27 protein-coding genes and 2 pseudogenes are annotated in these 26,586 nt (G+C 62.3%); 8 read left to right on the top strand and 21 right to left on the bottom strand.

The annotated features are described in order from the left end of the window. Positions 1-402: 402 nt before the first annotated feature. Entirely contained in the window at positions 403-612 is a 210-nt protein-coding gene (locus G7077_RS12620) for a hypothetical protein (RefSeq protein ID WP_166412012.1), read from the bottom strand. Between the two features lie 174 nt (positions 613-786). Between G7077_RS12620 and G7077_RS12615 the strand changes: the two genes are divergently transcribed. After that, positions 787-1,266 (top strand): MarR family winged helix-turn-helix transcriptional regulator, encoded by a 480-nt coding sequence (locus G7077_RS12615; protein ID WP_166412011.1) that lies wholly within the window; start codon positions 787-789, stop codon positions 1,264-1,266. 290 nt (positions 1,267-1,556) lie between these two features. Here G7077_RS12615 and G7077_RS12610 read toward each other — a convergent pair whose 3' ends face one another. From G7077_RS12610 to G7077_RS12590, 5 genes and pseudogenes are all read right to left on the bottom strand, one after another. Beyond that, positions 1,557-1,718 carry a hypothetical protein gene (locus tag G7077_RS12610; RefSeq protein ID WP_166412010.1) on the bottom strand — a complete coding sequence of 54 codons (162 nt, stop codon included), beginning with the start codon at positions 1,716-1,718 and terminating at the stop codon, positions 1,557-1,559. Positions 1,719-2,698: 980 nt separating this feature from the next. Continuing rightward, positions 2,699-3,109: a Co2+/Mg2+ efflux protein ApaG gene (gene apaG / locus G7077_RS12605; protein ID WP_166412009.1), complete on the bottom strand. Its 411-nt coding sequence runs from the start codon at positions 3,107-3,109 to the stop codon at positions 2,699-2,701. A 9-nt stretch (positions 3,110-3,118) separates the two neighbouring features. After that, on the bottom strand, positions 3,119-3,889 hold the full coding sequence (gene recO, locus G7077_RS12600) for a DNA repair protein RecO (protein WP_166412008.1): 771 nt from the start codon (positions 3,887-3,889) through the stop codon (positions 3,119-3,121). Between the two features lie 3 nt (positions 3,890-3,892). After that, positions 3,893-5,892: pseudogene (gene uvrC / locus G7077_RS12595) on the bottom strand (excinuclease ABC subunit UvrC). A 542-nt stretch (positions 5,893-6,434) separates the two neighbouring features. Then, complete coding sequence (locus G7077_RS12590; protein WP_166412007.1) at positions 6,435-6,824, bottom strand: DnaJ domain-containing protein; 390 nt, start codon at positions 6,822-6,824, stop codon at positions 6,435-6,437. A gap of 453 nt (positions 6,825-7,277) precedes the next feature. On the opposite strand from G7077_RS12590, the gene G7077_RS14355 reads away from it, so the two are divergent. After that, entirely contained in the window at positions 7,278-7,400 is a 123-nt protein-coding gene (locus G7077_RS14355) for a hypothetical protein (RefSeq protein WP_281347041.1), read from the top strand. Positions 7,401-7,516: 116 nt separating this feature from the next. On the opposite strand, the gene G7077_RS12585 is transcribed toward G7077_RS14355, so the two are convergent. Beyond that, on the bottom strand, positions 7,517-8,008 hold the full coding sequence (locus tag G7077_RS12585; protein WP_206367648.1) for a helix-turn-helix domain-containing protein: 492 nt from the start codon (positions 8,006-8,008) through the stop codon (positions 7,517-7,519). A 182-nt stretch (positions 8,009-8,190) separates the two neighbouring features. Here G7077_RS12585 and G7077_RS12580 point away from each other — a divergent pair, with 182 nt between their 5' ends. Together G7077_RS12580 and G7077_RS12575 are read left to right on the top strand one after the other, a co-directional pair. After that, positions 8,191-8,496: a hypothetical protein gene (locus G7077_RS12580; protein ID WP_166412006.1), complete on the top strand. Its 306-nt coding sequence runs from the start codon at positions 8,191-8,193 to the stop codon at positions 8,494-8,496. A 437-nt stretch (positions 8,497-8,933) separates the two neighbouring features. After that, positions 8,934-9,392 (top strand): DUF6869 domain-containing protein, encoded by a 459-nt coding sequence (locus G7077_RS12575; RefSeq protein WP_166412005.1) that lies wholly within the window; start codon positions 8,934-8,936, stop codon positions 9,390-9,392. A gap of 31 nt (positions 9,393-9,423) precedes the next feature. On the opposite strand, the gene G7077_RS12570 is transcribed toward G7077_RS12575, so the two are convergent. From G7077_RS12570 to G7077_RS12550, 5 genes are all read right to left on the bottom strand, one after another. Continuing rightward, positions 9,424-10,080 carry a hypothetical protein gene (locus G7077_RS12570; protein ID WP_166409934.1) on the bottom strand — a complete coding sequence of 219 codons (657 nt, stop codon included), beginning with the start codon at positions 10,078-10,080 and terminating at the stop codon, positions 9,424-9,426. After that, positions 10,028-10,282, bottom strand: coding sequence for a YdeI/OmpD-associated family protein (locus G7077_RS12565; protein ID WP_166412004.1), 255 nt, complete (start codon positions 10,280-10,282; stop codon positions 10,028-10,030). The genes G7077_RS12570 and G7077_RS12565 overlap by 53 nt, the downstream gene beginning before the upstream one ends. Before the next feature lie 113 nt (positions 10,283-10,395). Then, positions 10,396-11,115 carry an aspartate/glutamate racemase family protein gene (locus G7077_RS12560; protein WP_166412003.1) on the bottom strand — a complete coding sequence of 240 codons (720 nt, stop codon included), beginning with the start codon at positions 11,113-11,115 and terminating at the stop codon, positions 10,396-10,398. A 55-nt stretch (positions 11,116-11,170) separates the two neighbouring features. Then, positions 11,171-12,622, bottom strand: a complete 1,452-nt coding sequence (locus tag G7077_RS12555; protein ID WP_246167206.1) for an NAD(P)(+) transhydrogenase (Re/Si-specific) subunit beta — start codon at positions 12,620-12,622, stop codon at positions 11,171-11,173. After that, complete coding sequence (locus tag G7077_RS12550) at positions 12,619-12,906, bottom strand: NAD(P) transhydrogenase subunit alpha part 2 (RefSeq protein ID WP_166412002.1); 288 nt, start codon at positions 12,904-12,906, stop codon at positions 12,619-12,621. The genes G7077_RS12555 and G7077_RS12550 overlap by 4 nt, the downstream gene beginning before the upstream one ends. 283 nt (positions 12,907-13,189) lie before the next feature. Here G7077_RS12550 and G7077_RS12545 point away from each other — a divergent pair, with 283 nt between their 5' ends. Both G7077_RS12545 and G7077_RS12540 read left to right on the top strand, forming a co-directional pair. Beyond that, the gene (locus G7077_RS12545) at positions 13,190-15,478 is read left to right on the top strand and encodes an EAL domain-containing protein (protein ID WP_166412001.1); all 2,289 of its coding nucleotides are present in this window, start codon (positions 13,190-13,192) and stop codon (positions 15,476-15,478) included. Positions 15,479-15,756: 278 nt separating this feature from the next. Next, on the top strand, positions 15,757-16,176 hold the full coding sequence (locus G7077_RS12540) for a secondary thiamine-phosphate synthase enzyme YjbQ (RefSeq protein WP_166412481.1): 420 nt from the start codon (positions 15,757-15,759) through the stop codon (positions 16,174-16,176). Positions 16,177-16,180: 4 nt separating this feature from the next. Here G7077_RS12540 and G7077_RS12535 read toward each other — a convergent pair whose 3' ends face one another. Genes G7077_RS12535 through G7077_RS12525 form a run of 3 tightly spaced genes read right to left on the bottom strand, consistent with a single transcriptional unit; the run spans position 16,181 to position 17,836 of the window. Then, a complete protein-coding gene (locus tag G7077_RS12535) occupies positions 16,181-16,546 on the bottom strand; it encodes a PH domain-containing protein (RefSeq protein WP_166412000.1) in 366 nt (121 codons plus the stop codon). Between the two features lies 1 nt (position 16,547). Next, entirely contained in the window at positions 16,548-17,675 is a 1,128-nt protein-coding gene (locus G7077_RS12530; protein ID WP_166411999.1) for an NAD(P) transhydrogenase subunit alpha, read from the bottom strand. An 11-nt stretch (positions 17,676-17,686) separates the two neighbouring features. Next, positions 17,687-17,836, bottom strand: a complete 150-nt coding sequence (locus G7077_RS12525) for an aa3-type cytochrome c oxidase subunit IV (RefSeq protein WP_166411998.1) — start codon at positions 17,834-17,836, stop codon at positions 17,687-17,689. A 123-nt stretch (positions 17,837-17,959) separates the two neighbouring features. Here G7077_RS12525 and G7077_RS12520 point away from each other — a divergent pair, with 123 nt between their 5' ends. Together G7077_RS12520 and G7077_RS12515 are read left to right on the top strand one after the other, a co-directional pair. Further along, entirely contained in the window at positions 17,960-19,396 is a 1,437-nt protein-coding gene (locus G7077_RS12520; protein WP_166411997.1) for a sigma-54-dependent transcriptional regulator, read from the top strand. A gap of 19 nt (positions 19,397-19,415) precedes the next feature. After that, positions 19,416-20,177, top strand: coding sequence for a phosphodiester glycosidase family protein (locus tag G7077_RS12515; RefSeq protein WP_166411996.1), 762 nt, complete (start codon positions 19,416-19,418; stop codon positions 20,175-20,177). Here G7077_RS12515 and folP read toward each other — a convergent pair. The 6 genes and pseudogenes from folP to G7077_RS12485 form a co-directional block, all read right to left on the bottom strand. Further along, positions 20,128-21,212: pseudogene (gene folP, locus G7077_RS12510) on the bottom strand (dihydropteroate synthase). The gene G7077_RS12515 and the pseudogene folP sit on opposite strands and share 50 nt — an antisense overlap. Before the next feature lie 92 nt (positions 21,213-21,304). Further along, positions 21,305-22,441, bottom strand: coding sequence for a site-specific DNA-methyltransferase (locus G7077_RS12505; protein ID WP_166411995.1), 1,137 nt, complete (start codon positions 22,439-22,441; stop codon positions 21,305-21,307). A gap of 200 nt (positions 22,442-22,641) precedes the next feature. Beyond that, positions 22,642-23,286: a ribonuclease HII gene (locus tag G7077_RS12500; RefSeq protein ID WP_166411994.1), complete on the bottom strand. Its 645-nt coding sequence runs from the start codon at positions 23,284-23,286 to the stop codon at positions 22,642-22,644. A gap of 45 nt (positions 23,287-23,331) precedes the next feature. Then, positions 23,332-24,531: a bifunctional hydroxymethylpyrimidine kinase/phosphomethylpyrimidine kinase gene (gene thiD, locus G7077_RS12495; protein WP_166411993.1), complete on the bottom strand. Its 1,200-nt coding sequence runs from the start codon at positions 24,529-24,531 to the stop codon at positions 23,332-23,334. A 24-nt stretch (positions 24,532-24,555) separates the two neighbouring features. Then, entirely contained in the window at positions 24,556-25,887 is a 1,332-nt protein-coding gene (gene glmM / locus G7077_RS12490) for a phosphoglucosamine mutase (protein WP_166411992.1), read from the bottom strand. A gap of 16 nt (positions 25,888-25,903) precedes the next feature. Continuing rightward, entirely contained in the window at positions 25,904-26,548 is a 645-nt protein-coding gene (locus G7077_RS12485) for an NnrU family protein (protein ID WP_166411991.1), read from the bottom strand. Positions 26,549-26,586 lie beyond the last annotated feature (38 nt).

Here is a 26,586-nt window from a genome sequence, read left to right as displayed (position 1 = left end):
CGGACTGCGAGGAACTACGCGGCTGAACTGCTCGCCGAGTGAACTTGTGGTAATATGCTGCGGAAGCGAAGAGGTGCTATTAACGGTGGTGTGGAACGGCCACTCACTACTTGGCTTGAATTCGTCCGGCCGCTGCTCGACCTTGAAGTTGATGCCCACTTAGAGCGTAGTCATGCAATTGCTGACCTTCGCTAATGTAGTCGCCGACTAAGTTATATCGGGGTTCGAACGCCATCTGACTCACAAACGAGCACAAGCGAAGCTCGTGACCCAAGGTCTTGATAACGCCAACAAGCGTTAACGACGTTTGATGCTTTCGCGGCCCCCCTACCCTGACCTGATGGCGTGCGACCGAACAACGGACAGCTGGGTCCGGCGCCCCTCAACTCAGACCATCACGAATTAATGGCTCAGGGGAGCAGACGCCTGCAAACTCCGGACACTGGCATCTAGGACAGTGTTGCCGACTTCCAGATGCTCTTTCAGGTGGCAGATGCTCCAGTCCACATGCGCCCCAATGTGAGCTGGTGCATCATGCGCGTCGATCAGCGCAAGCGCCGCTTCCAGATACTGTATCGCATCGACCAAATCGCCGCTGATTAAAGAGCCCATGGTTTTCCCCTGATTTACCGCCGCACTCAAAATCCGACGTGCGTGACTTAGCAGCCAACCTGTGCCCCGGAGCTGCTAGATGCCTCCATAACGAAGCAATCATGAAAGAAGCATTTACCTAAATTTGAAAGTAGGTTCATATTCGAAACTGCTTGGTCAACATTGGAGGCCGGAATGAAGCATGACCTTGATAAGTTGAGTTCAGACCAGCCCCCGTTCGCTCCGGTTCAGGAGGTCCGGGAGAAGCTCCACTCCGTATTGTCGGTTCTAGAGACTTTGACACCGGCACCTAAATACAGCGGAGATCCCAAGGATCGTCCCACTGAGCAGCACATTGGCGCGATCCTTAAAGCACGCAGGAACCGCGATCGCCACTTTCCCGCGCACCTGTTTGCGGATCCGGCATGGGACATGCTGCTGGAACTTTACTCTGCGCACCTCGGCCAGCGTCGATTGTCGGTAAGCAGTCTATGCGGTGGCTCTGGCGTTCCACCGACGACGGCTCTGCGGTGGATCACAACGCTGGAGAAGAGTCAGCTCATCGTTCGGCGAAATGACCCCTATGACGGTCGGCGGGTTTTCGTTGAGCTTTCATTCACGGGCGTGGAGGCGATGGACGCGTACTTCCAGGCAAACTCGATCGCCTCAATTTAATATTACCGAATGCATCGGAGAGTTGTGCCGTCCCCATCTTGGAATGATGGTGTGCGATCATTCGACTGACAGCTGGGGCGCGCGATGATCACCAAGGGCTTGTACAAGGATGTAGACGAAGAGGCTGGCGAGGTCGTCTTCATGGACTGGGGAAGCATCCAAACGTTTCAAACCTTCATGCCCCGCCAACATTATGAAGCAAGCGGGCTACCTCCGCCTTTTGAGGAACTACCAACCTACCAAGAGTATCGGAGGCAGTCGGCCAGCCATCGAGGTTAAACCTTAGATGCTCAGCTTATCCCACGCTTCGTCTGCTCGCGCATGTCACGAACGCCTTGCTCTAAACCGTCCAACATCAGGTCACGTCTAAGGCCGATCCGCTCCAGTTGAGCGATGAGGTTTGCGACGTGCGTGGCGACCGTGCGCCTCACGTCAGCTTCAATGTCATCCATGTTTAGCTCCGGCGTATGCTGCGTCACCGCACCTCGTTGCTAGCGGTCGCCCGGCATGGGAGCAATCTCCGCCCCCTTTTTGGCGCATAGCGAGCATCTTGAATGCCCAGACGTGGAAAGCGGCAGAGCGCCGCTCGAACCGCATCATGGTTGATGAGCAAGGCGGAGCCCAGCGGGTTAGAACGATAGATTTACGAGTAGGTTAAGCTAGGCGCTGAATTCCCGTCTTTTGTCCGTTGCAGACATTCAGCGCCTTAGCCGTTATCCAAACGCGGAGGCATTGCCGCTTTCTTGCGATATTCAGACGATCGGCTTCTCCTCGCCTGTCGACGCTTAAGGTCGGTGCGCTCGAAAATCTGCGGCTCATTGTTTGACGCCAAAACGCAGGAGTCGAGATCGTCGCGATTACGGTTCGACCTATCCCGACATTCACTGCCCAACATCAGCCACTGTTCGATGTTCTGGTGGATGTAGTCAGAAATCAGAGCAAGCACCCAGCTCCCACACAGTAGAGGGAGCACCCCGGACGACCAGACAGACACCCGTGTCCTGGTCGACCGGATCCTGATCCATAGCGATCGTTCAACTCGGCCGCGGCAAACGAGCGTTCGAACGAAAACACGGCATCTGCATGGCAGAACTCGTGGGGGATTTTGCGAGAAGATCGCCGCACTGGGCGAAGCTGCTCTGACCAGCCCCACGGAAGCTAATCGTCGCCCTGTTATGGCGAACAGACACCCTGTTCGTGGCGATTAAAGCGCCTGTTATGGCGATTTAGAGCCCTGTTCCGGCGAATAACAGGAGAACGCGTGTTTTAGGCTTGGAAGTGGCTGGAAACTGGGACTTCTCAGGCCTTATCGAGATCCCCGCCGGTTAAACAATCCTGTTCTAACAGCCGAAACGCGCAAATATCCCTGTTATTGCCCCTTTACTTGTTAGCTATCAGCAGCACCTTGGACGAAATTTGGAATCGCGCCAGCTTAGTTCAGCGGTGAAAGCAGGCTGAAGCGAGGGATGGCGATGTCGAACGTGCCGCCATCCTCGTCGACCATATGGTAAGCGCCGACCATTGACCCGGTCGGCGTATCGAGCGGGCAGCCGGACACATAGTCGTAGCTGCCACCCGGCGGGATCAGCGGCATCTCACCGACGACCCCTTCCCCGTGCACCTCGTGCAGGTTGCCGCGCCCGTCGCTGATCTTCCAGGTGCGCGACAAAAGCTGCACCGCCTTCTCCGATCCATTCTCCACCCTTACGTGGTAGGACCAGAACCACCGCGCGGCGGCCGGGCTCGACTGTTCCGAAAGATACGCCACGGCGACACGCACCGTGATGCCATTGGTGACAGCGACGTTGGGAAACAACATGGCAAGCGGATCGGCGAAGCTCATGACGCCTAGCTAGGCACCCCCGCCCCGCTCGGCAACGGGATTGTCGCCTAAGCCGGACGCGCGCCCGATGCGGTCCACCAGCCGGCTCCTCGCCTCAAGGATCGGCGCGGCCCGGTCGGTCAGCAGGTCGCGGGTCAGGAAGTGCCCGCTGAGCCGAAGGCCGTCCAATATGTCTCGCCAGCTTCCGACTCCCCCTGCCCGGACGAAGCCCGGAAGAGGCAGCAGCCGGTCGCCATAGGGCTGTGCCTCCGCTCGGTTCACGGCGCGGCCGGACCGCGGACTGACCGCGACCAGGTCCTCCTGCGATCCGCTTAGCGCGCAGCTGTCGAGGTCCAGACCGAAGCCAAGCTCGGCCAGCAGCAACAGCTCATATCGGACCAGGGCTGCGCCCCACCCGCTTGCCGACGGGGCAGCCTCGATCGCGCTCAGCAGCCCGTCCAGTGCGGCATGGAGCCGCGGGTAGGGCTGCGCTTCGGGGAGAGCCGTGGCGGCCAGAACCGTTGCCCACTCGATCGCGGCGGCAGGCAGCGGCTCGCTCATCAACAGCGCCCGGCTGTGAACCAGTTCCACCTCCGCCTGGGCGAGTTGTCCCTCCGTGCGTGCCCGAAGGCGGGCCTGAACCACGTTGCCCGCCAGCAGCACGGGTCGCATCCGCCGCCCCCTTGCACCACGCACATAGGCCGCCTGCAGGCCATCGCGCGGGGTCATCAGCCGCACCACTGCGCCATGCTCGCCGTGAGCCCGAAGGCCGCAGACGATGGCGTCGGTCTCGATCAGCACCGGTCAGCCGCGCGGATGGAAATAGTCGTAGATCTGTCGCGCCATCGCGCTGCTGATCCCGGGCGCGCGCTCCAGATCCTCCAGCGCGGCGCCCTTCACGGCGCGCGCGGTTCCGAAGTGCATCAGCAATGCCCTCTTCCGGTTAGGTCCGATGCCCGGCACCTCGTCCAAGGTCGAGGTGGTGAGGCTTTTCGCGCGCTTGGCGCGGTGGGTGCCGATGGCGAAGCGGTGCGCCTCGTCGCGGAGCCGCTGCAGGTAGAAGAGCAATGCCGAGTTGGTGGGAAGGGTCAGCTCGCGCCCGCTCGGGAAGTGGAATACCTCCCTGCCCTCGCGGCCATGGTGCGGGCCTTTGGCTAAGCCGACCACCGGGATGTCGTGGACTCCGGCATCCTCCATGATCTCCAGAACCGCGTTGAGCTGCCCCTTTCCGCCGTCGATCAGCAGCAGGTCGGGCCACTCCCCGCTCTGCCGGTCGGGATCGTCCTTTTCCAGCCGGGCGAAGCGCCGCTCCAGCACTTCCTTCATCATGCCGAAATCGTCGTCGGTCTGCGCCGACTTGATGTTGAACTTGCGATAGCTGTTCTTGCGGAAGCCTTCGGGCCCGGCGACGATCATCGCCCCGGTCGCATTGGTGCCCATGATGTGGCTGTTGTCGTAGACCTCGATCCGCTTGGGGACGTCAGGCAGCTCGAACGTGTCGGCCAGCTCGCGGAGCAACTTGCCCTGCGTGGTCGCCTCCGCCATCCGCCGGTCCAGCGCTTCCTCGGCGTTGCGCTTGGCCTGCTCGACCAGCTTGCGGCGCGGCCCGCGCTGCGGCTGCTCCAATGCGACCTTCTTCTCCGCCCGCTCGCCCAGCGCCTCCTCAAGCAATTCGCGATCGGGAAGATCGCGGTCGAGCAGGATTCGCTTGGGCGGCGGCATGTCTTCGTAGAATTGGACCAGGAAGCTCGACAGCACCTCGGCTTCCGGCACGTCGGTGGTGTGAGCCGGGAAGAAGCTGCGGTGTCCCCAGTTCTGCCCACCGCGGATGAAGAAGGCCTGGATGCACATCTGCCCGCCCTTGCAGGCCAGCGCGAAGACATCGCCGTCGCCGAGCCCTTCGGAGTGAACCGTCTGGCTGCCCTGAATGTAGGTCAGCGCCCGAAGCCGGTCACGGTAGACGGCGGCAAGCTCATAGTCCCGCGCCTCGGCCGCCTCGGCCATCAGCTTGCCGAGCCGCGCCTGAACACCCGTCGACTTGCCCGTCAGAAAGCCCTTCGCATCCTCGACCAGCTCGCCATAGGCGTCCGCGTCGATCCGCCCGACGCATGGCGCCGAGCAGCGCTTGATCTGGTAGAGCAGGCAGGGCCGCGCCCGATTCTCAAAATAGCTGTCGGAGCAGCTGCGCAGCAGGAAGAGCTTCTGGAGCGAATTGAGCGTCTGGGTCACCGACCCGGCGCTGGCGAACGGCCCGTAATATTGCCCCTTGATCCGCCGCGCGCCGCGATGCTTCTGCACGCGGGGAAGGCATGGTCCTCACGAAGCAGGATGAAGGGGAAGCTTTTGTCGTCGCGCAGCAGGACATTGTAGGGCGGGCGGAAGCGCTTGATCAGCTGCGCCTCAAGCAGCAGCGCTTCGGCTTCGGTATTGGTCGTGACGATGGTCATCGACCGGGTCTGGCTCACCATCCTCTGCAGCCGCTTGGGCAGCTTGTTGACCTGAGTGTAGTTGGTCACCCGGTTCTTCAGCGCCCGCGCCTTGCCGACGTAGAGCACGTCGCCGCGCGCATCCTGCATCCGGTAGACGCCGGGGCGGACCGGCAGCGTCTTCACCACCTCGCGGATCGCCTTGACGCCACGCTCGAGGTCGGGCGCCTCGCCACCGCCCTGGACGGTGTAGGTCGCATTCTCTTCGTTGAAGCGCTCGGCGGCTCGGGGATGGTCGGGGCGATCAGCCTTGGTCACGATCGTGGATGTAGGCGATTGCCCCTCGCGCTGCCAGTCGCACGGCCTCCGGAATGGCATCGGGGCGAAGGCGACGCGTGTGACTCGGTTGACGTGGATTCGCGGCCGCGCCGAACCTGTCGCTTTCGCCACTTTTCCGAGGGAAAGAGGCACGCGCCCCGGTGTCGCCTTTGGTCGAAGGCCTGGCCCTTGCGAGCAAAAGTGTCGCTTTCGTCAGCTGTTCCTCAAGCAGCCGCGCGCGACGCCGGCTAAGGGCCAGGTCCCAAGCATTGCTGAAGGCCCGCCCGTCCGACCGCTCGCGCAGCCGATAGGCGCTGGCACGGTTCATCCCCGCAGCACCGGCCGCAGCGCGCACATTTCCGGTTCGTTCAAGCGTAGCCAGGAAGATGGCCTGCCGATGGGGCGTCCAGCCGTCCCTTCGACATCGCTCAGGATGGGCGTGAGGCGGGCAGGCTTCGGATTTGCCGGTCATCTGCCATGTTAAGGCACAAAACAGGGCCTGTAGGAAAATCCATTCTGCAGTGGGGTGACGATGTGTCTGCTCGGGGTGGAAAGCCGAGGCCTTTGGAACTCGAAGCTGGAAAACCCGTGCTCGCAGTTCGTCAGGGGCCCGTGAGGAGCAAGGCGACAAGAGTTAAGATGAACGCCAGCGACCACAAGAACAATGCTCTTTCCGAAATACCGCGCCTTTGCTCAAAGGGTTCAGCCTCGAAAGGTTCGGGCGCAACAGTGGGTCGCTTCGGTCGAGAAGGCGGTCTCTTCTTTTCTTTCCCCTTTTCCTGTTTGAGCCGCTGCGCATCATACAGGCGACGCTTCTCGGGGTCGCTCAGAACATCATAAGCCGCGTTGATCTGTTTGGTTCGAGCGGCGTCCTGTTCCCACCCCGCATCCGGGTGATAGCGGCGCATCAAGGCGCGATACGCCCTCTGGATGGCCGCCTGTTCTGCGCTGCTCGAAACCTGGAGAACGGAGTAGAAGTCCTTCTCTTTCACCAGGCGATACTGGCACGTTCGGCAATTGGCTGGGAGCCGGAATCTGCCGGCAGTTTTTCAGGATCGGGGGTATGAACATCCACTTCGGGCCGCAAGCAGACGTAAGCTAACGTCCGCAACGGGTGGAAAGCAGACATGTGCAAATCCGGCGCAGCCTACTAGTAATCTACGGTCCTAGTGCGCTGTTTTCTCCCTTGCTCATCAACGATGATGCGGTCCGTTCGACGTTCCGCGTTCTCCTAAGCTTTGGAGCGACCCTAGCGGCGCTTGCAACGCAGATGGTCGCGATTGATTAGAAGGAGGGCATTGGATTGCTCGTGGCAACAGCGGCGACGGTCTCGGAGCAACATTCGCCGCGAATGACGGCAAGCCCCTTCCGCTACCCTGCTCTTTGCTTCGCAGGTCTACTTGCTGCGCCCAGAAGCCGCCTTAGGCCGCCAAGGAGTTCTCGAGATGAGACTGGAGTCGGGCAATCGCCATGTCCACGTGCGCTCCTATGTCGCCCGGAGCTTCAGCCTGATCCAGCAAGCTGAGAGCCTGCTGAAGCTGTTGAAGGGCATCCGTGCACAGCTGTGACGGTAGAACGTCATTGATCATTGCATGTGGTTCCCGAGCAGAGAAGCGCCGCCTCTACCCCGAATAGTTTGATTAGCAACGTGAACCTTTGGCTCATTGCTCTTCAAGCCCGATTGTTAGGCTCCCCTCAGGCCACCTATCACTCGAAGTTGATTTACGGTTCTCTCCAAAGCGTCCACTTGGGCGCGGATCACACTTCGCAGCTCTTCCCGCACTGCGAATGAGGCTGGCACGCGAAGACCGCCGCCCTCTTCCCGCTCCAGCAGCCCTGCCTTGATGAGGTGCGACACCTTTCTCCGGACTGTTTCTCGATTGATGCCCGTCGCGGCGGCTATCGAGCTAACATTGGGCGCGTTCAGCCGTCCCGCCGGCATGACCGCTTTAAGATTGTGCAACTCCGGTTCCAGCTCGCCCCTGATGAACTTCTCAGCGCCAATTGCCACCACAGCCATGACAATCATCGTTGTGTCAGAGTCACTCGGATCTAGGTCAACTTCCCGAATGACCGACCGCCAATTTTCCATGAGGCGAAGCGTAAGAACGCAGAGCGCGATGACCGTTGGACGGCTCTTCGCTTCCATCTGCTTATCCGACAGAAGCTGCCTCATCGAAAGTTCCTCCACACAGTGCCTTGGTGCACATTATGTGCATCTTAACAGGTCTCGATTGCTTCAACGATGTTATGCTGCATCGCAATAATGTCCCGAATTTCGGATTTTCTTCAGTGACATATCACCGCTCAGTTTCCTCACCCCTGCCTGGCCACTCGATCATAGAGCGAGTGCAGTGCATGATCACCTTCAACAGAAGCAGGCACGCAGCGTTCGGCGGCGGACTGTTCGCCGACCCTGCTTGGGATCTTCTGCTTCAGATCTTCTTGGCCGACCTGTCACATTCCGAACTGAGTGAGGATCGGCTGCTCGGGAGTATTGACGTGCCGAACTCCGTAGCGGTGCGATGGCTTACATCGTTGTCCGAAAGGGGAGATGTGGAGTTCGACAGGGTCGGTGGGCAGCCGTTGGTACGTCTGTCGAAGCGCGGTCGCAACGCTATGGAACAGCTGTTCGATCAATCGCCTGAAAGCCCTTGCTGCTGAGGCCCAGTCGCGTTCAGGTGAACAAACGTGTCTGCACACCGGTACCAGGCTTCCGTTGACTGCAATGGGTCGTATGCAGGCGTTCGCTGAACGTCTCGAATGGGTGGAAAGCGGACATTGGCACCGGTAGGGCACCGGGATGGAACCCTCACCATCAGAGCTTCGGTCCAAGCGGGCAATCCGCAATGCCACTTGGTTTGCGGGAGCGTTCACCGTTGGATGTGCCCTCCTCACAGTGGCCTTGCAATCCGGTTGGTATGGGCGTGCGCAGGATGCCGACCTAACCGCCGCCCTTGCAGGGTTAGGAGCCATTATGCTCGTCGTTATGGTGGCGCTTAAGAGGTTCGTTCTTCCCAAGCCGTAAGAGTTCGCAATGGGTGGGAAGCGGACGTTGACATGTAGACATATCAAACCGGTTGCTTAAGTAAACAGTGAGCATGACAGGCGCTCGCTACTCGGACGAACTCGAACGGGCTTTAGCTCGGCCGGATGCAGACAAGATGATCCAGCAGCTGGACGCCTATGCTGAATATTTCGCGTCCGGCCAAGGTGATTGGCCCGATGAGTTTGCGGACGATTTCGGCGAGATAATCACCTGTCATTTCGATGATCCCGAGAAGGCTTTCGCCTACGTGATAATCGGAGCCTCTCGAACAGATGAACCCGTGTTCCTCGGTCAGCTTGGCTGCGGTCCGCTCGAAGATGTCCTTGAAGACCCGTCGCCCGAGCTGCTTGAACGCATCGTAGCAGAGGCTCGAAAGTCAGCTCGATTCCGTTGGCTACTGAGCCACCCCTTCAAGGTCGCCATTGCTGAAAGAGCTTGGGCGGCGATAGAACAGTTTCGCATCACCGGTCCTCATGAAGAGCCATCGGAAGAGACCCTGCCACCAAAGTAGGCGAGCGTCTGGAAAAGGTGAGAAGCGGAAATTAGCTGCTGGGGCTCACCGGCGTGGGATCTTCGGGCCAGCTCTCCACTGTCAGTTGAGGCGTAATGCGAAACCACCCGCTGCCATAACCTGAGCCGCTACTTTGGGCGTTGACTTCGTAAATCACTCCAACGCGCAGCTTTTTCGGCCTCACATATCCAGAGTGTTCATCGCCGTAGTCGAAAGGCTTGCCTTCAAGCGGTGCGCCATAAAAGACCGGAAAGTCGTTCAGGCATGAACCGGTCTCCTTGTTCTCCCACCAATAGGCACCGCCATTCTTAACTAAGCCTTCGTCGTCGCCCTGCTCAGCCACAGCATTTGGGCCGCTGTCGTCCAAGGATACAGTGATGCCCCTTACGCAATCCGGTGATCGCCCAGACGAGGGATCAACAACGAACGCCAAGCGGCCGTTTATGACAACGGCACGCAGACTGTAGCTGTAGGAGCAGCCACCAAGAGCAGCAGCTAAAACGCACAGCGTTAGGCGCTTGGAGGGCTGCATACCGGAGAGTTTGCCCTCAGGATCGAATGTCCGCAATGGGTCGAAAGCGGACTCTCGGCTGAACGTCCAGAACGGGTGGAAAGCGGACGTGGCACAGCCTTTCTTAGCGATGCGGGCATCCAGGCCAGCAGCAAGGTCGGCGCCTTCCCTCGCCAAGACTCTCGCAACCCCATCGGACGCGCTTGTCCCGCGTCTCGGCTTTCTTCGCTGAGATCACCCAGCAAATCCACTCGTTGCGGGCAAGGGGTGTGATGTCATTCCAGGTAGCAGAAGCAGCTTCGTCCACTATCAGGACGGCTCGCAAGTCGTCAGGAAGTTCGTGAACCACGCCGCCAGGCAATGTTCGCCCATCGCTCATGCTCAATGAATACTGGCACCGCGCGTGTCCGCAATGGGTGGGAAGCGGACGTTGGTTGCTCAGACTCCATTCCAGCCGCACGGGCGAAGCCACCCTTGTCGGAGCAAGGAAAGCTAGGCGGCCGCCCTCGCCTGCTCCTCGTCGGCGAGCATCCATTCCATTGCCGCACGGGCGTGGATCGCGGTGGTGTCGTAGACGGGGAGGACGTTGGCGCGGACGTCGACGGCCATGACCAGCTCGGTGCAGGCGAGCACCACCGCCTGGACCTTCTGCTTCTGAAGTTCGGTGATCAGCGTCTTCAGCTTGCGCTGACTGTCGCGGACCACGCGGCCGCCGGCGAGCTCCTCGTAGATGATCCGGTCGACCTCGGCGCGCCATTCGGCGTTCAGCTCCTGGATGACGATTCCACGCTCTTCGTAGGGGCCGCGCGCCCAGGCTTCGGTCATGGTGAAACGGGTGCCGAGCAGGGCGATGCGGCTGCGGCCGTCCGCCTTCAACCGCTCAGCAGTGATCTCGCGAATGTCGACGATCGGCAGGTCGACAGCGGCGCGCACCGCCTCGACATTCTTGTGCATCGTGTTGGAGGCGAGCAGCAGGCCTTCGGCGCCCGCCGCCTTGAGCCGCGCCGCGGCGCCGGCGATCACCCGGTCGGCGCCGGCCCAATCCCCGCTGCGGTGAAAGCTCGCATAGTCGGCTTCGAAGTCGAGGCTTTCGATCACCAACCGGGCGCTGTGCAGCCCGCCCAGCCGCTGTGCGACGGCCCTGTTGATCTGGTCATAATACATGGCGGTCGACGACCAGCTCGCGCCGCCGATGATGCCCAATTTGCGCAAAACGCTTCCCCTTCCCGCGCTCTTTACCGGCGCTGGGATAACGGAAATTATCCAGCTATCCCAAGCTCTTGACGATTTCCTCGACCATTTTCTTGGCGTCCGCAAGAAGCATCATCGTGTTGTCGCGGTAGAATAGCTCGTTATCCACACCTGCGTAGCCGGCGCCGCCCATCGAGCGCTTGATGAACAGCACGGTGCGGGCCTTTTCAACGTCAAGGACCGGCATGCCGTAGATGGGCGAGCTCTTGTCGGTCTTGGCCGCGGGATTGGTGACGTCGTTGGCGCCGATCACGAAGGCCACGTCGGCCTGCGCGAACTCGCTGTTGATGTCCTCCAGCTCGAACACCTCGTCATAGGGCACGTTGGCCTCGGCGAGCAGCACGTTCATGTGACCGGGCATGCGGCCGGCGACCGGGTGGATGGCATATTTGACCTCCACCCCTTCCTTCTTCAGCAGGTCCGCCATCTCCCGGAGCGCGTGCTGCGCCTGGGCGACGGCCATGCCGTAGCCAGGGACGATGATGACCTTGTCGGCCTGCTTCATCAGGAAGGCGGCGTCCTCGGCCGAGCCGCGTTTGTAGGGGCGATCGATAGCCGCCGCCGCGCCGCCGCTGCTTGCCTCGGCACCGAAGCCGCCGGCGATGACGGAGATGAAGCTGCGGTTCATCGCCCGGCACATGATGTAGGACAGGATCGCACCCGAGGCGCCGACCAGCGCGCCGGTGATGATCATGGCGCTATTGTGAAGCGTGAAGCCCATCGCCGCCGCGGCCCAGCCCGAATAGCTGTTCAGCATGCTGACCACGACCGGCATGTCGGCACCGCCGATCGGGATGATCAGCAGGAAACCGATGGCGAAGCTCAGCGCCATGATGGTCCAGAACACCCAGGCGCTCTGGTCCTGCGTGAAGTAGGCGATCAGCGCGAGGATGGCGACGAGCGTGCCGAGGTTGATGACGTGCCTGAGCGGCAACAGGATCGGCGAGCCCGACATGTTGCCGTTGAGCTTCAGGAAGGCGATGACGGAGCCGGAAAAGGTGATGGCGCCGATCGCGACGCCAAGGCCCATCTCGATGCGGCTGACCGGAAAGATGCTGACGAAGCTGGGGGTGGCGATGGGGGTGATGCGCACCGCAATGCCGAATGCCTCGGGGTTGAGGAAGGCGGCGGCGCCGACGAGGACGGCGGCGAGGCCGACGAGGCTGTGGAAGGCGGCGACCAGCTGCGGCATGGCCGTCATCTGGATCTTGCGCGCCATGACGAGGCCGATGCCGCCTCCGATAAGAATGGCGCCGACGATCTCCGGCAGCGAGGCAATGTCATGGATTGCCAACGTGGTCGCGACCGCAATCGCCATTCCGGCCATGCCGAAATTGTTGCCCCGCCGGCTGCTTTCCGGACTGGAGAGCCCGCGCAGGGCGAGGATGAAGCAGACGCCTGCGATGAGATAGGCGAGCAGGACCCAGGAGGGCTGCGCGTGCGCGGCTTCGGGCAAGGCGGGGCTCACTTCCGCCCCTCCTTCTTCTTATACATTGCGAGCATGCGCTGCGTCACCGCGAAGCCGCCGAAGATGTTGACGCTTGCCAAGGCCACTGCCAGCAGCCCCAGCCACTTCGAACTGGCGCTTCCCGCCGCCGCCGCCGCGATCAGCGCACCGACGATGATCACCGAGGAGATGGCGTTGGTCACCGCCATCAAGGGCGTGTGCAGCGCCGGGGTCACCGACCAGACCACGAAATAGCCGACGAAGCAGGCCAGAACGAAGATCGACAGGATCGAGATGAAATCCATCAGTTCGCCATCCTTTGGCAATGGGCAGGGCTTAGGTTCTCAATTGTCTCGGGCTTTGGCGCACCATGCGCGACGTTAAGCACGTCCGCCATCCTCCGTCGCACCGCCATGTGGAACCGTCCAGCGCACGCCGCGACAATGCACAAAAGCGATGCGGTAGGACAGAGGAAAGCGTGAGGTCCTCACAATCGAGCGAGAAACCGACGTCAACCCCATCACGGTTTCCAATTTAATAACCTTTCATCGGCATGGCGGATCGGAAGCGACAGCACGGAGCGTCCAGTTGCCCTGGCGAAAGAAGGACAAGGTTCGGCAATCCCCGGTCAGGCTGCTCGCCTGGGCGGCACTGTTCGGCTTTCTGATCGGTGTCGTCGGCATCGGCCAGATCGTGGACGACCAGCTTAGGATCGGCCGCAACAAGCTCCACAGCCATCCCGCATCGGGCGACATCGTCTTCGTCCGCATCGACGACAGCTCGCTTGCTCAGGTCGGCCGCTGGCCGTGGAAGCGGAGTGTTCACGGGCAGTTGGTGGACAAGCTGACCGCGGCTGGCGCCAATCGCATTCTGTTCGATGTTACTTTCGACGCGGAAAGCGACGTTGCCGAAGATCAAGCGCTCGCGTCCGCAGTTCGGCGATCCGGCAAAGTCTTCCTGCCAGTTCGCGGACTGTGGGATGCCATTGGCAAGAAGGGAGAACTGACCGGGCCGACCCCTCTGCTCATGGTAGGAACGGGGCTTCACTTCATTGGCGTTGAATATAATTATCAGAACGCCGTCTGGCATTTGCCGACAAATGTCCCGTTCAAGGGGCAAAATATCCCGTCCCTTGCCTCACGACTTGCGCGCGTGCCGTCAGCAGAAACCGGTGCTGACTTCCCGATCGACTACTCGATCGACCCGAAGAGTGTCCCAACCCTTGCTGCCGTCGATGTGCTGAACGGCCGCCTGCCCCAGGGTGCGCTACGCGGAAAGGACGTGGTAATTGGTGCCGATGCGTCTTCGTTGGGAGATCGCTTCTTCATCCCCGGCATGGGGCAGATGGCCGGAGCCTATATCCAGATCCTGGGTGGGGAAACGCTGAAGTCAGGAACGCCCATCTCAGTCGGATGGCTCGGGTGCTTTGCTGCCTGCTTCTTGATTTGTGCGACCGCAGTACTCACTCGTTCGCGGAAACAGCAAATCATCATTCTCGGCAGCGCGACAGTGGCCGTAATTTTCGTTCCCGCGGCTCTGGAAGCGAGGCTCATCTTCGTCGATATCGCTCCAAGCCTCTTCTTGCTTGCGACAATCTGGGGCACGCTGACATGGCGTCACTTCAAGAGTGACGGTCTTAAGAATCACGTGTCGGACCTCCCAAACCTGAACGCAATCCGTTCATCAGCCGTTTCGCGCGAGCAAGCACTGGTCGTCGCCCGATTCCTCAACTACGCGGACGTCGTCTCGACCTTACCTGCAAGCTCTGAACGCAACCTGGTCGAACAGATCGTATCGCGATTGACGGTCGGGTCGGGAAACAAAATCATCTACCATGGCGACGGCGGCATCTTCGCCTGGTTCGAGCCCGCACAATTGTCGTTCGGCGACCATATCGACGCGTTATATTCGATGTTTCGGAATCCCGTGCGCGTGGGCGACGTCCAGATCGACCTTCAAGTCTGTTTCGGGATCGAGCTTGGCAGCGACCGTTCGGTTCCGAATCGCCTCGCCAGCGCGCTCGCGGCAGCGGAGGACGCGTCGCATCACGGTCACCGCTGGAAGGTTCACGATCCGGAAAATATGCAGGATGCAAAATGGCGCCTGTCGATCCTAAGCAAGCTCGATCAAGCCATCGATAATGGCGAAGTCTGGGTGGCCTATCAGCCCAAGCTGGACCTCCGGACGCGCCACATCATCGGCGCGGAGGCGCTGGCACGATGGAACCATCCGGAAAAAGGCCCGATCGCAGCTACCGAGTTCATCCCGGCGGCTGAACAGAACAATCGCATCGGCAAGCTGACGGATTTCGTCTTGGATCAGGCGGTTGCGGCCGCGGCTCGGGTGAATGGAGCGGGGCGTCCCTTTCATATGGCGGTGAACCTGTCCGCCCGCCTGTTGGACGACAAGGACCTGAAGTCCCGCCTTTCCGCGATCCTGCTTAAACATCTGCTCGATCCCGAGCTGCTTACTCTAGAACTCACCGAAACATCGGCCATCGGTAGCCGCGACTCGCTTAAGGTCCTGAGCGAACTTCGAGACATCGGCGTCAACATTTCAATCGACGACTATGGCACCGGCATGTCCACGCTCGACTATCTGAAGAAGATTCCCGCAAGCGAAATCAAGATCGATCAGAGCTTCATTCGTGGAATAACGGAGAGCCGAAGCGACAAGGTGATGGTTCAGTCCACCATCGCGCTTGCCCATTCGCTCAATCGAACCGTCGTGGCGGAAGGGGTTGAGACCCAGGAAGTGCTCGACGCTCTCGTCCAGATGAAATGCGATGTCGCTCAAGGCTTTATCATCGGCAGGCCAATGAGCTTCGATAGTTTAAGACGCCGCCTAATCATCGATCAAAGGCGATCGGTTGCGTAGAAATACTTAACGTCTTGCTAACCATTCTTATTAAGGTTAACGTCCCTCGACTGCCGAATCGCAGTTGAAAAGGGGACGGACAGATGTCGAAGAAGATCCATACCCGCTGGGCATTTTGGAATTGGTGGGGCGGTTCGGGCACCGGCAATACCGGAGTCGGTGGCTGAGCCAGACCAACCCGGCCCAACCAGCCGGTTAAGAAACGAAGCCGTCCGCAGCCGCGGGCGGCTTTTTTCATTGCAGCGGTTTTGGCGCCGCAACGTTGGTTGCCCGACATGATCCGGCAGCATCTCAACACCATCACCATCACCGCCCGTGAACAGGGTCTCCACGAGATCAGCGACGAGATCGAGGCATGGCTCGACACGTCGGGGATAGCGACCGGCCTGCTTACCATCTTCTGCAAGCATACGTCCGCATCCTTGCTGATCCAGGAGAATGCGGCGCCGGCGGCCAAGCGGGACGTGGAAGATTATTTCGCGCGGATCGCGCCCGAAAGCGCCACCGACTACAGCCATAACGACGAAGGTCTGGACGACATGCCGGCCCATCTGCGCACGGCACTGACCCAGACAAGCCTTTCAGTCCCGGTCCGGCATGGCCGGATGACCCTGGGCACCTGGCAGGGCATCTACCTTTTCGAGCATCGGCGTCGGCCGCAGCGCCGGACCCTGATGCTTCACCTCATCGGCGATTAGCCGCTCAGCGACGAAGCACGCCTTTCGCGAGCAGCTTCTGAATGCCCGGCAGGTCGGAGCCGCGGCCGATCTTGATCTCCAGCGGCTCATGAGTGCTGCTGATCCAGATCTTGAGGTCGGCGTCGAGATCGAAGGTGCCGGCGGTCTCGATACTGTAGCGGACGATCGACCGGTAGGGGATGCTGGTGACCTCCACCTTTTTGCCGGTCAGTCCCTGGATGTTGATCAGGCACAGCCGGTCGCCGGTGAGGAAAACGACGTCGCGAATGGTCTTGAATGCCGCGAGGATGCGCTCGTCATCAAGGAGCAACGCGCCATATTTCTTGTCGATGTCGGAGACGTCGACTTCGGTCGCCGCGAAAAAGCCCATCCTAGCTGGCCAGTCTCTCGTGAACGATCTTGCCGCCGTGCGTCAGGCAGATGCCACGCACGATCTCATCCTCGTCGGGAAGCACGGGCGCGCCGGCATCCTTGTCCCAAAAGGCGCTGAGGAAGTTGAACAGGTTGCGGGCGAACAGGGCCGAGGAGTCCGCCGGAAGGCTGCGTGCCAGGTTGGACGCACCGATGACCTTGACGCCGTGGATTTCCGTCAGCTGATCGGCACGGCAACCTTCGACATTGCCGCCCGCGCCGGCCGCCAGATCGATGATGACGCTGCCGGGCCGCATGGTGGCAAGCTGCGCATCGCTGACCAGCCGCGGCGCGGGACGGCCGGGGATCAAGGCGGTGGTGATGACGATGTCCTGCTTGGCGATGTGGCTGGAGACGAGCTCGGCCTGCGCCTTCTTATACTCGTCGGACATTTCGCCGGCATAACCGCCCTGCCCTTCGCCCTCGATACCGGCGACATTCTCGACGAAGATCGCCTTGGCGCCGAGCGATTGGATCTGCTCCTTCGTGGCGGAACGGACGTCGGTGGCGCTGACCTGCGCCCCCATGCGGCGGGCGGTTGCGATCGCCTGAAGTCCGGCAACGCCGACGCCCATGACGAAGACCTTGGCGGGGCTGACGGTGCCGGCGGCGGTCATCATCATCGGAAAGGCGCGGCCGTAGGCCGCGGCGGCGTCGACCACTGCCTTGTAGCCGGCCAGGTTGGACTGCGACGACAAAATGTCCATCGACTGCGCGCGGGTGATGCGCGGCATCCATTCCATCGCGAATGCGTCGAGGCCCGCGCCCGCATAGCCCTGAACGGCCTCCGATCTGCCCGCGGGATCCAGCGCGCCGATCAGCAGCGCGCCTGGTGCCCCACCCGCAAGACCCGACGGGTCGGGACCCGCAACGCACAAGATGATGCCCGCGCCATTGAGGATGTCGGCACGGCTGCCGAGCGAAGCGCCGGCGGCGGCGAATTCGTCATCGGAAATGGAAGCCGAGGCGCCTGCCCCGCTTTCCACCGCAACGTCGGCGCCAAGGCCGACGAACTTCTTCACGGTCTCCGGGATGGCGGCGCAGCGAGACTCGCCCGGCGCCATTTCCTTGAGGACCGCGATCTTCATTGCCGCCGAGATCAGGAGATGACGAGAAAGACGACGATGAACCCGATCACCGCCGAAATGATCGCCCCCCACTTCAGCATGGCCGTGAACTTCGAATAGTCACGGACATGCGCTTCCATGTCGTTGCCGTGACCTTGTGCCGTGGAATGGTCGACCGCCATTTGATCCCCTTCGTTGAACGATTTCCCAAGCCCATACCAAGGCTGGCGGCGCTGCCCAAGCCCTTAAGCGGGCTTTTACGACTGCCGGCCTATGCGTGAGCGTCAAGGGAGCTGAACGTCATCATGGCTGAGCAAAAGATCCGGTCACTGCTGCTGGTCGATTCCGACGCGGACGAACGCCGGCTGGTTGCTGCCATCGCGACGCGGGCGGGATGGAGCGTCGTCAACGCAGCCGATGCGGACGTGGCGGTGACTCTTCTTCAGGGACCCTACGGTCGTGACATTCAGGCGGTGCTGATCGGCAATTGGCAGCCGGAGACCGGACCGGGGCTGATCGACACGCTTCGCGACAAAAGGCCCAATCTGCCGACGATCATCCTGTCGTCGGGCGATTCGGTCAGCATCGCTGTTGAAGCGATGCGCGCCGGCGCCTCCGACTTCCTGACTCGGCCGGTTGCGCCCGAACGGCTGCTCGAAGCGCTTGCCGCCAATGCCGATCGTCGTCGGGGTGCGGGCGAACTGGCGCCGATGGCGGAGAAGATTGCGCCGTCCCTGTCGCTCGAACAACTGATCGGTTCCGGGCCGGAGTTCCGCGCGGCACTGGCGCAAGCCGCAAAGGCTGCGCGCAGCCGCCTTCCCATCCTGATCGTCGGCGAGGCGGGGACCGGCAAGGAAACGTTCGCTCGGGCCATTCACGCCGCGAGCCTGCGATCGCGCGGGCCGCTCGTCGTCGTGGACTGCAAGGCGATCCCTGCCAACATCATCGACAGCGAGTTGTTCGGGCACGAAAAAGGCGCCTTTCCCGGCGCGTTCGACTCCAAGGTCGGCAAGCTGGTTCGGGCCGATGGTGGAACCCTATTGCTCGATGATATCACCGCCATGCCGCCGGAAACGCAGCAGCGGCTCGACCGCGTCCTTGCGACCGGTGAAGTGAGGCCGGTGGGCTGCAACGGTAGCTACTCCATCGACGTCCGCGTGATCGCCACCGCAGGCCGCCGCTTGCCCGAACAATTCGACGAGGGGCTCGCCGAACGGATCACCGCAACGACGGTCGTCATTCCGCCGCTGCGTGAGCGGAGCGAGGACATTCCCTCTCTGTCGCGCCACCTGCTCAGCCGCTTCTCGGAGCAACTGGGTCTCCAGCCGGTGTTGATCGGCAATGACGCGCTTGCCTTGCTGATGCGCTACGGTTGGCCGGGCAACGTCCGTCAGCTTGCCGGCGTGCTGTTCCGGGCGGCACTGCAATGCGAGGGAACCTCGCTTGCCGCCCAGCACTTCCCGCACATCGAGATGCAGTCGCGGTTCAATAATCGTGCGACCGATATAGCTCCAAGCCTCAGCGAGAACCGAAGCGAAGCGGCGTTGACCGGCAATCCGGCAGTCACCTTGTTCCAAAGCGACGGGCACATCCGGCAGATGGAAGATATCGAAGCGGACATCATCCGCCTCGCCATCGGCCATTACCGCGGGCGCATGACAGAGGTCGCGCGCCGCTTGGGGATCGGCCGGTCGACCCTGTACCGCAAGCTTGGCGAAATCGGGATCGACACCGCCGCCTGACGCTTTAGCCTCGCGCGCCATGCGATGGACGTTGCTCCTGGCCGTGCTCCTGCTTCCCGGCTGCTCGCGGAGTCGGCCGGTGCAGCAGCCTGTATCGGCCTGCGAGTCACAAAGCTTCGAGGGCGATAGCTTCACCGTTTGCGCAGCCGGTCGTGGAGGAGTCGAGGTTCGACACGGCCTTCGGTCGTTTGCTGCGCTGCAATCCGGCCTTGGCGCAAGTGCCGACCGGGTTTCCTTCGCCATGAACGCGGGCATGTTCGACGATGCCGGGCGGCCAATCGGCCTGCTGGTGGAGAATGGCCGGCAGGTTCACGCCATCAACCTGAAGGAAGGCGGTGGCAACTTCCACCTCATGCCCAATGGAGTCTTCCTGGTCCGCGACGACGGCTCCATGGCCGTGGTGACGAGCAGGGACTACGTTCCTTCGAAGGCCGTACGCTTCGCAACCCAGTCGGGACCGATGCTGGTGATCGGCGGCAAGCTGCACCCGCGATTCGATGCCGACGGCACCTCGCGCTACGTTCGCAACGGTGTTGGCGTGCGTGGTGACGGCGTTGCCCTGTTCGTCATAAGCGAGCAGGTCGTGTCGTTCGGCAAGTTCGCACGCTTCTTCCGCGATGCGCTGAAAACGCCCAACGCGCTTTACTTCGACGGGTCGGTAAGCTCGCTGTGGGACCCGGCGAACGGCCGCATGGACAGCTTCACCGAACTTGGGCCGATGGTCGTCGCCTTCAGAAGCGCGGCGTCAGCGCCTGATCGCGGAGCCCGCGCCAGACCTTGAGAGCCTGAACAGTCTCCGGCACGTCGTGCACCCGGACGATCTGCGCACCTTGTTCGACAGCCTTCAGCGCAAATGCGATGCTGCCGCCAAGCCGTTCGGTCGCCGGCGCTTCGCCCGACAGTGCGCCGATAGTTCGTTTCCGGCTGGCGCCGAGAACGATCGGACAGCCAAGGCCGTGGAAGATGGCGAGGCCGTTCATCAATTCGAGATTGTGGGCGACATTCTTGCCGAAGCCGAAGCCCGGGTCGATCAGGATGCGGGAGCGGTCGATCCCCGCCTCCTCCGCCGCGGCAATCCGCTCTTCCAGCCAGAGATAGACCTCAACCAGCACGTCCGCGTAGCGCGGGTCCTGCTGCATCGTCTCCGGCTGCCCCTGATGGTGCATCAGGATCACCGGCACGTCGACGGCGGACAACGTCGCCGCCGCATCGGGATCGTAGGTCAGGGCCGACACGTCGTTGATGATCCGCGCGCCTGCCGCGACGCTGTCGCGCATGACGGCCGCCTTGCGGGTATCGACCGACACGGCGGTTCCACCAGAGGCGAGCTGACGCACGATCGGGATCACGCGCTCAAGCTCATCGCCTTCCCACACGGGCTTGGCACCGGGCCGGGTGGATTCCCCCCGACGTCGATGATTGCGGCGCCTTGCGCGCTCATGTCGGCCCCCGCCAGCGCGGCCGCACCCGCATCGGCGTAGCTGCCGCCGTCCGAGAAACTGTCGGGCGTGGCGTTGACGATGCCCATGACCTGTGGCTGGTCGAGGCGGATCGTCCGCTCGCCCAATTGCAGCGCATCTCGCGGCGAGGTGAGCCGCTGCCAGGCGAGGGCTGCGTCTTCTGGCATGGAGTCGAGTGTGTCGTAAAGCCGTTCGACGCCGATCAGTTCGGTGCCGGTGCGGCGGCTTCCGTCCCAAGTGATTACCTCAACGGCGGAAAAGAAGGTCAGCCCACCCGCGAGCCGCGCGACCTTGCCGTCATGGCCGAAGGGCGCATCGACGAAAGCGGTCGGTCGAAGGAAGGTCCGTGTGGTCATTCGCAAACTTTCGATCATCCTGAGCGCAGTCGAAGGGCGCTGGCAAGGCGTTGGTGCGAGGCGCCCTTCGCTTCGCTCGGGACGAACGTCGCCTAGAGTTTCTGAAGATGCCGCTGGCGGAGCGTGTCGATGGGAAGCAGCGCGCCATCTTCCTCGACGTGCCAGAAGGTCCAGCCATTGCAGGACGGCGCTCCCTGGAGCGCGGCACCGACCTTGTGAATGGAGCCAATCTGTCCATCGCAATCGAGCGATCCGTCGGCGCAAACCTTGGCCGACCAGCGGCGCTTGCTGTCGGTGAGCAGGCTCCCGGGGGCGACATAGCCGCTTTCGACCAGCAGGCCGAATGCCACGCGGGGCTGGCTGCGCTTGTCGGCGACGACCTGCATCGCGCTTTCGTCAAGCGGCAGGGTCGAAGCGATCCGCTCGCTGGCGACCTTTACGTAGGACGTCTCCCGCTCGATCCCGATCCAGCGGCGGCCGAGGCGGCGCGCCACCGCGCCGGTGGTTCCGGTGCCGAAGAAAGGATCGAGCACGACGTCGCCCGGCTTCGTGCAGGCGAGCAGGATACGGTAGAGCAAGGCCTCCGGCTTTTGCGTCGGGTGCGCCTTGGCGCCAGCATCGTCCTTGACCCGTTCGGACCCGCTGCAGATCGGCAGCACCCAGTCGCTGCGCATCTGCAGATCGTCGTTCAGCGCCTTCATGGCGCGATAGTTGAAGGTGTAGCGCGCCTTTTCGTCCTTGGCGCACCACAGCAAGGTCTCATGCGCATTGGTAAAGCGGGTGCCACGGAAGTTGGGCATCGGGTTCGACTTGCGCCAGACGATGTCGTTCAGGATCCAGAACTCCGCATCCTGGAGCAGCGAGCCGACGCGATAGATGTTGTGGTAGCTGCCGATCACCCAGATGGTGCCGTCGTCCTTGAGGATGCGGCGGGCCTGTTCCAGCCATTCGCGGGTAAAATCGTCATAAGCGGCAAGGCTGTCGAACTTGTCCCAATCGTCGTCGCAGGCATCGACACGGCCGCCTTCGGGCCGGAACAGCTCCCCGCCCAACTGGAGATTATAGGGCGGGTCGGCGAAGATCATGTCGACCGACTTGTCCGGCAGCCGCGCCATTTCGGCGATGCAGTCGCCCTGGAGAATGGTATCGAGCGGCAGCTCGCGCTTGACCGGCTGTCGGGGACGGCGCGCAACCGTCTGGTCTTCCGCGATACGGGCGAGAAGGTTCATGTGATTGCGTCGTCCCCCAGTTGGACGCGCAGGGTGAGTCCAGCCGGACTCCGGGTCAAGCAGGCGCGCTGCTGCGGCTGCGAAGAGCGGGTGCGAACGTAAGGAGTCCATGTCCGTCCGAACGCAAGATGTTGAGTCTTGCGGGGGTAGTCGGACTCAATCCGTGGTGGTGTGACTCAAAGGACTCGCGTGCCGCTTTTCTATTCGGCGGCGACGGCAGTGAACTCCAGATCGCCCTGGGATTGGCGGGCGATCAGCTCACGAACCGGTGCGAAGCTGCGGCGATGGAGCGGTGTGACCCCCTGAGTTTCGAGGCCACGATAGTGCTCCGGCGTGCCGTAACCGCGGTTGGTTTCCCAGCCGTAGCCCGGATAGGTCCGGGCATGCTCGGCCATGATCCGGTCGCGAGTAACCTTGGCAATGATCGACGCGGCGGCGATCGAGCGGCACTTGGCATCCCCGCCGACGATCGCCTTGGACGGCCGCTGCCAGCGCGGAGTGGCGTTGCCGTCGACCAGCACCCAGGCCGGCTCAAGCCCGAGCGCTTCGACCGCGCGGCTCATCGCCAGCATCCGCGCCCAATAGATGTTGATGCTGTCGATCTCCTCGACGGACGCGATACCAACCCCGATCACAGCACCATAGGCGTGGAGGCGCTTGAAGAGGCTTTCGCGTTCCTTGAGATCGAGGTTCTTGCTGTCGTCGATGCCGTAGGGAAAGCGGTCCCGGTCAAGAATGACCGCGGCGGCGACCACCGGCCCGGCAAGCGGCGCGCATCCAGCCTCGTCGACGCCGGCAAGCGGCTGCGGGAACGGAAGCTCGAGTTTGAAACATGGCCGCTTCATGGTGCGCCCAAGCTTATGCCGGGCCGCGCCAAGCCGCTAGAAGCTTTACGAATTTCCTGTGGATTCTTCGTCGATCCTCCAGGGCGGGAAGCGGCGGGACTCGCCGGCCTTGTAGAGGAAGACGATATTGCCGTCGGGATCGCGAAGACGCGCTTCGCGCCACATCCACGGCTGGTTGCGAGGCCCATGCTCGAACGCGAGCCCGCCGCGCGCCATTTGCTCCACCCGCGTGTCGAGATCGTCGCACTCGAGGTAGATGGCGGTTGTCGCGGCGATCGTTTCTTCAGGGTCGATCTGCACCGACAAGGTGACTCCGCCGGCCGTCTCGAAGCGGGCATAGTCGGGCGCGTTGGCGACGATCTGCTTCAGCCCTAGCCGGCGGTAGAACTCCACCGACTTGTCGTAATTCGTTCCGGTGACGGTAACCTGGTTCAGCCGTGGGCCATCGCCGACGTCGAGGCGCACCCTGCCCTGCCCGACAGGTCCAGCCCCTTCTCCCAACCCCGGTGCTTCGCGAAGCGCGATCCGCACGAAATCGCGGGCGCGGCCGACCGCTTCGGACAGCGAATTGCCCTGGCCGAGGAACAAGGCGATGGCGCTCGCCAGCGTGCAGCCGGTGCCATGCGTGCTCCTGGTCTCGATCCGCTGCCCCTGCCAGCTGGTCATATTGTCTTCTTCGATGAGGGCGTCGGCCAGCGCGTCGCCCTCGTCATGGCCGCCCTTGATCAGCACCGCGCAGCGATGGTCGGAGACGAGGTGGAGCGCGGCGGCGACCGGATCCTCGTCGCGGGCGAGGCGATGAAGCTCGGGCATGTTGGGGGTGACGAGGGTGGCGACGTCCATCAGCTTGCCGAATGCGTTCACCGTTGCGTCGTCGGCCAGCTCGGACCCGCTGGTCGCCACCATTACGGGATCGAAGATGATCGGGAGGTCGGGCTGCTGCTCCCGCAAGGCAGCGAGCCGGAGCGCGATTTGTTCGGCGGCGAACGGGCTGCCGATCATGCCGATCTTCACGGCGTCGACGCCGATGTCCGATGCCACCGCGTCGATCTGAGCGAGGATGGTCTCGGCCGGTACCGGGTGGATTGCCGTCACGCCCTGCGTGTTCTGGGCCGTGATGGCGGTGATCGCCGTCATTGCGTGTCCGCCGAGCATAGTGACAGTCTTGATGTCGGCCTGGATGCCCGCGCCGCCACCGGAATCCGACCCGGCGATGATGAGGATTCGAGGGCTGAGGTCCGGCATGAAGGTCCGCTTATCAGACAATCGTTAAGCGGCCGCCACCGCATCGCAGATGTCGTCCACCAGGCGCTCGACCAGCTGCGGGTCGTCGCCTTCGGCCATGACGCGGATCAGCGGCTCGGTGCCCGATTTTCGAATGACGAGGCGGCCGCGGCCGTCGAGTTCGGCTTCGGCATTCGCAATACGGCGCTTGACGGCGTCGGTGTCCAAGGGCGCCCCGCCGGTGAAGCGGACATTCTTCAGCAATTGCGGCACGGGTTCGAACTGGCGGAGTGTCTCGCTTGCCGGCCTGCCCCCTTCCACCAGCGCAGCGAGGACCTGAAGCCCGGCAACAAGGCCGTCGCCGGTGGTCGCATAATCGGTGAGGATGATGTGGCCCGATTGCTCGCCGCCCACGTTGGCGCCGGACTTGCGCATTTCCTCGAGGACATAGCGGTCGCCGACCTGCGCGCGCTTCATTCCGATGCCTTCCGCCTTCAGCCTCCGTTCGAGACCCAGGTTGGACATAACGGTGGCGACGAGATCGCCGCGCAACACGCCGCGACGGCGATAGTCGATCGCGATCAGCGCCATTAGCTGGTCGCCGTCCACCAGTTGGCCTTTCTCGTCGACGACGATCAGGCGGTCGGCATCGCCATCGAGTGCCAGGCCGATGTGAGCGCCGCTCGCGACTACCGTCTCTTGTAGGGTCTGGGGGTGCGTAGAGCCGCAGCGATCGTTGATGTTCGTGCCGTTGGGCGTCACGCCGAGCGCAACGACGTCGGCCCCAAGCTCCCACAGTGCTGAGGGCGCGACCTGATAGGCTGCACCATTGGCGCAATCGACCACCACTTTCAGGCCATCGAGCCGCTGGTCATCCGGGAAGGTCGACTTGGCGAAGTGGATGTAGCGGCCCCGGGCATCGTCGATGCGCTTGGCGCGGCCGATCTTGTCGGCGGGCACAAGCTCCGGCTCCTCCGACAGGCGCTTCTCGATGGCGAGTTCATCCTCGTCGCTGAGCTTGTAGCCGTCCGGACCGAACAGCTTGATGCCATTGTCGGCGAACGGATTGTGCGAGGCGGAGATCATCACGCCGAGATCGGCGCGCATCGACTGAGTAAGCATCGCCACGGCCGGTGTCGGCATCGGCCCCAGGAGCACCACGTCCATGCCAACGCTTGTAAAACCGGCGACCAGGGCCGATTCCATCATGTAGCCCGAAAGCCGTGTATCCTTGCCGATCACCACCCGGTGGCGGTGGTCGCCGCGGAGGAAGTGGGCACCGGCCGCCTGGCCGACCTTGAGGGCGGTGGCGGCGGTCATCGGTTCACTGTTGGTAAGGCCGCGGATGCCGTCGGTGCCGAAGAATTTGCGCTTCATCGGACGTTCTTAGCGTTTAAGCGACCAAGCGCCAGATGCTGACCGGCAGCGGATGCAGCCAGGTCGCAAGCAAGTAGAGCAACGTCCCGCCCACGAGAGCGACCGTTCCCGGATAGGCAATGCCGCGCGCAAAGGGGACGAAGGCGGTCTGGGCCGACCAGTCGTGCCAGCGTTCGCCGATCAGGCGCCGCTTCTTGGCGTCTTGCCCAACCGATCCGCCGAGCGCGAGCAGTAGCATCGAGGCATCGAGCACCAGCGCCTTGGGCGTGGCGATCACCACCGCGTGAACCACGGCCCAAATTGCAAAGGACCACATCATGGGGTGACGCGTCAGCCGAAGGACGCCGGCGGGCCGGTCGGCCATGGGTGCGCCGGGAAGCGCCGGGTTCCTTACGAAGCTGCCCGCCAGCAGCACGCTTGCGAACCACATCAGGATCTCGGCGGACACCCAGGCCCATTCTCCCGCCGACCAGACCGGCTCCTGCCGGCCGAGACCACGGTAGGCCCAGATCATGCCGGCGAAGAAGATGAGCGAAATGAGGCTGTAGACGCCCTGGAATCCGCGCTCCCCAAGCCGCTCCACCATTGCCGAGCGCAAGGGATGCGACATGGCGAAGTGAGAGCCGACGAACGCCGCGGCAAACAGAATCAGCAACAGCATAGATCACCCCCCGGTTCGGCGGCCTGCCTTAACCCAGA

It is taken from the genome of Sphingomonas piscis (assembly GCF_011300455.1).
Lineage (GTDB): Bacteria > Pseudomonadota > Alphaproteobacteria > Sphingomonadales > Sphingomonadaceae > Sphingomicrobium > Sphingomicrobium piscis.
Note: the sequence above shows the minus strand (reverse complement) of the source record. Positions and strands in the feature narration are given on the sequence as shown.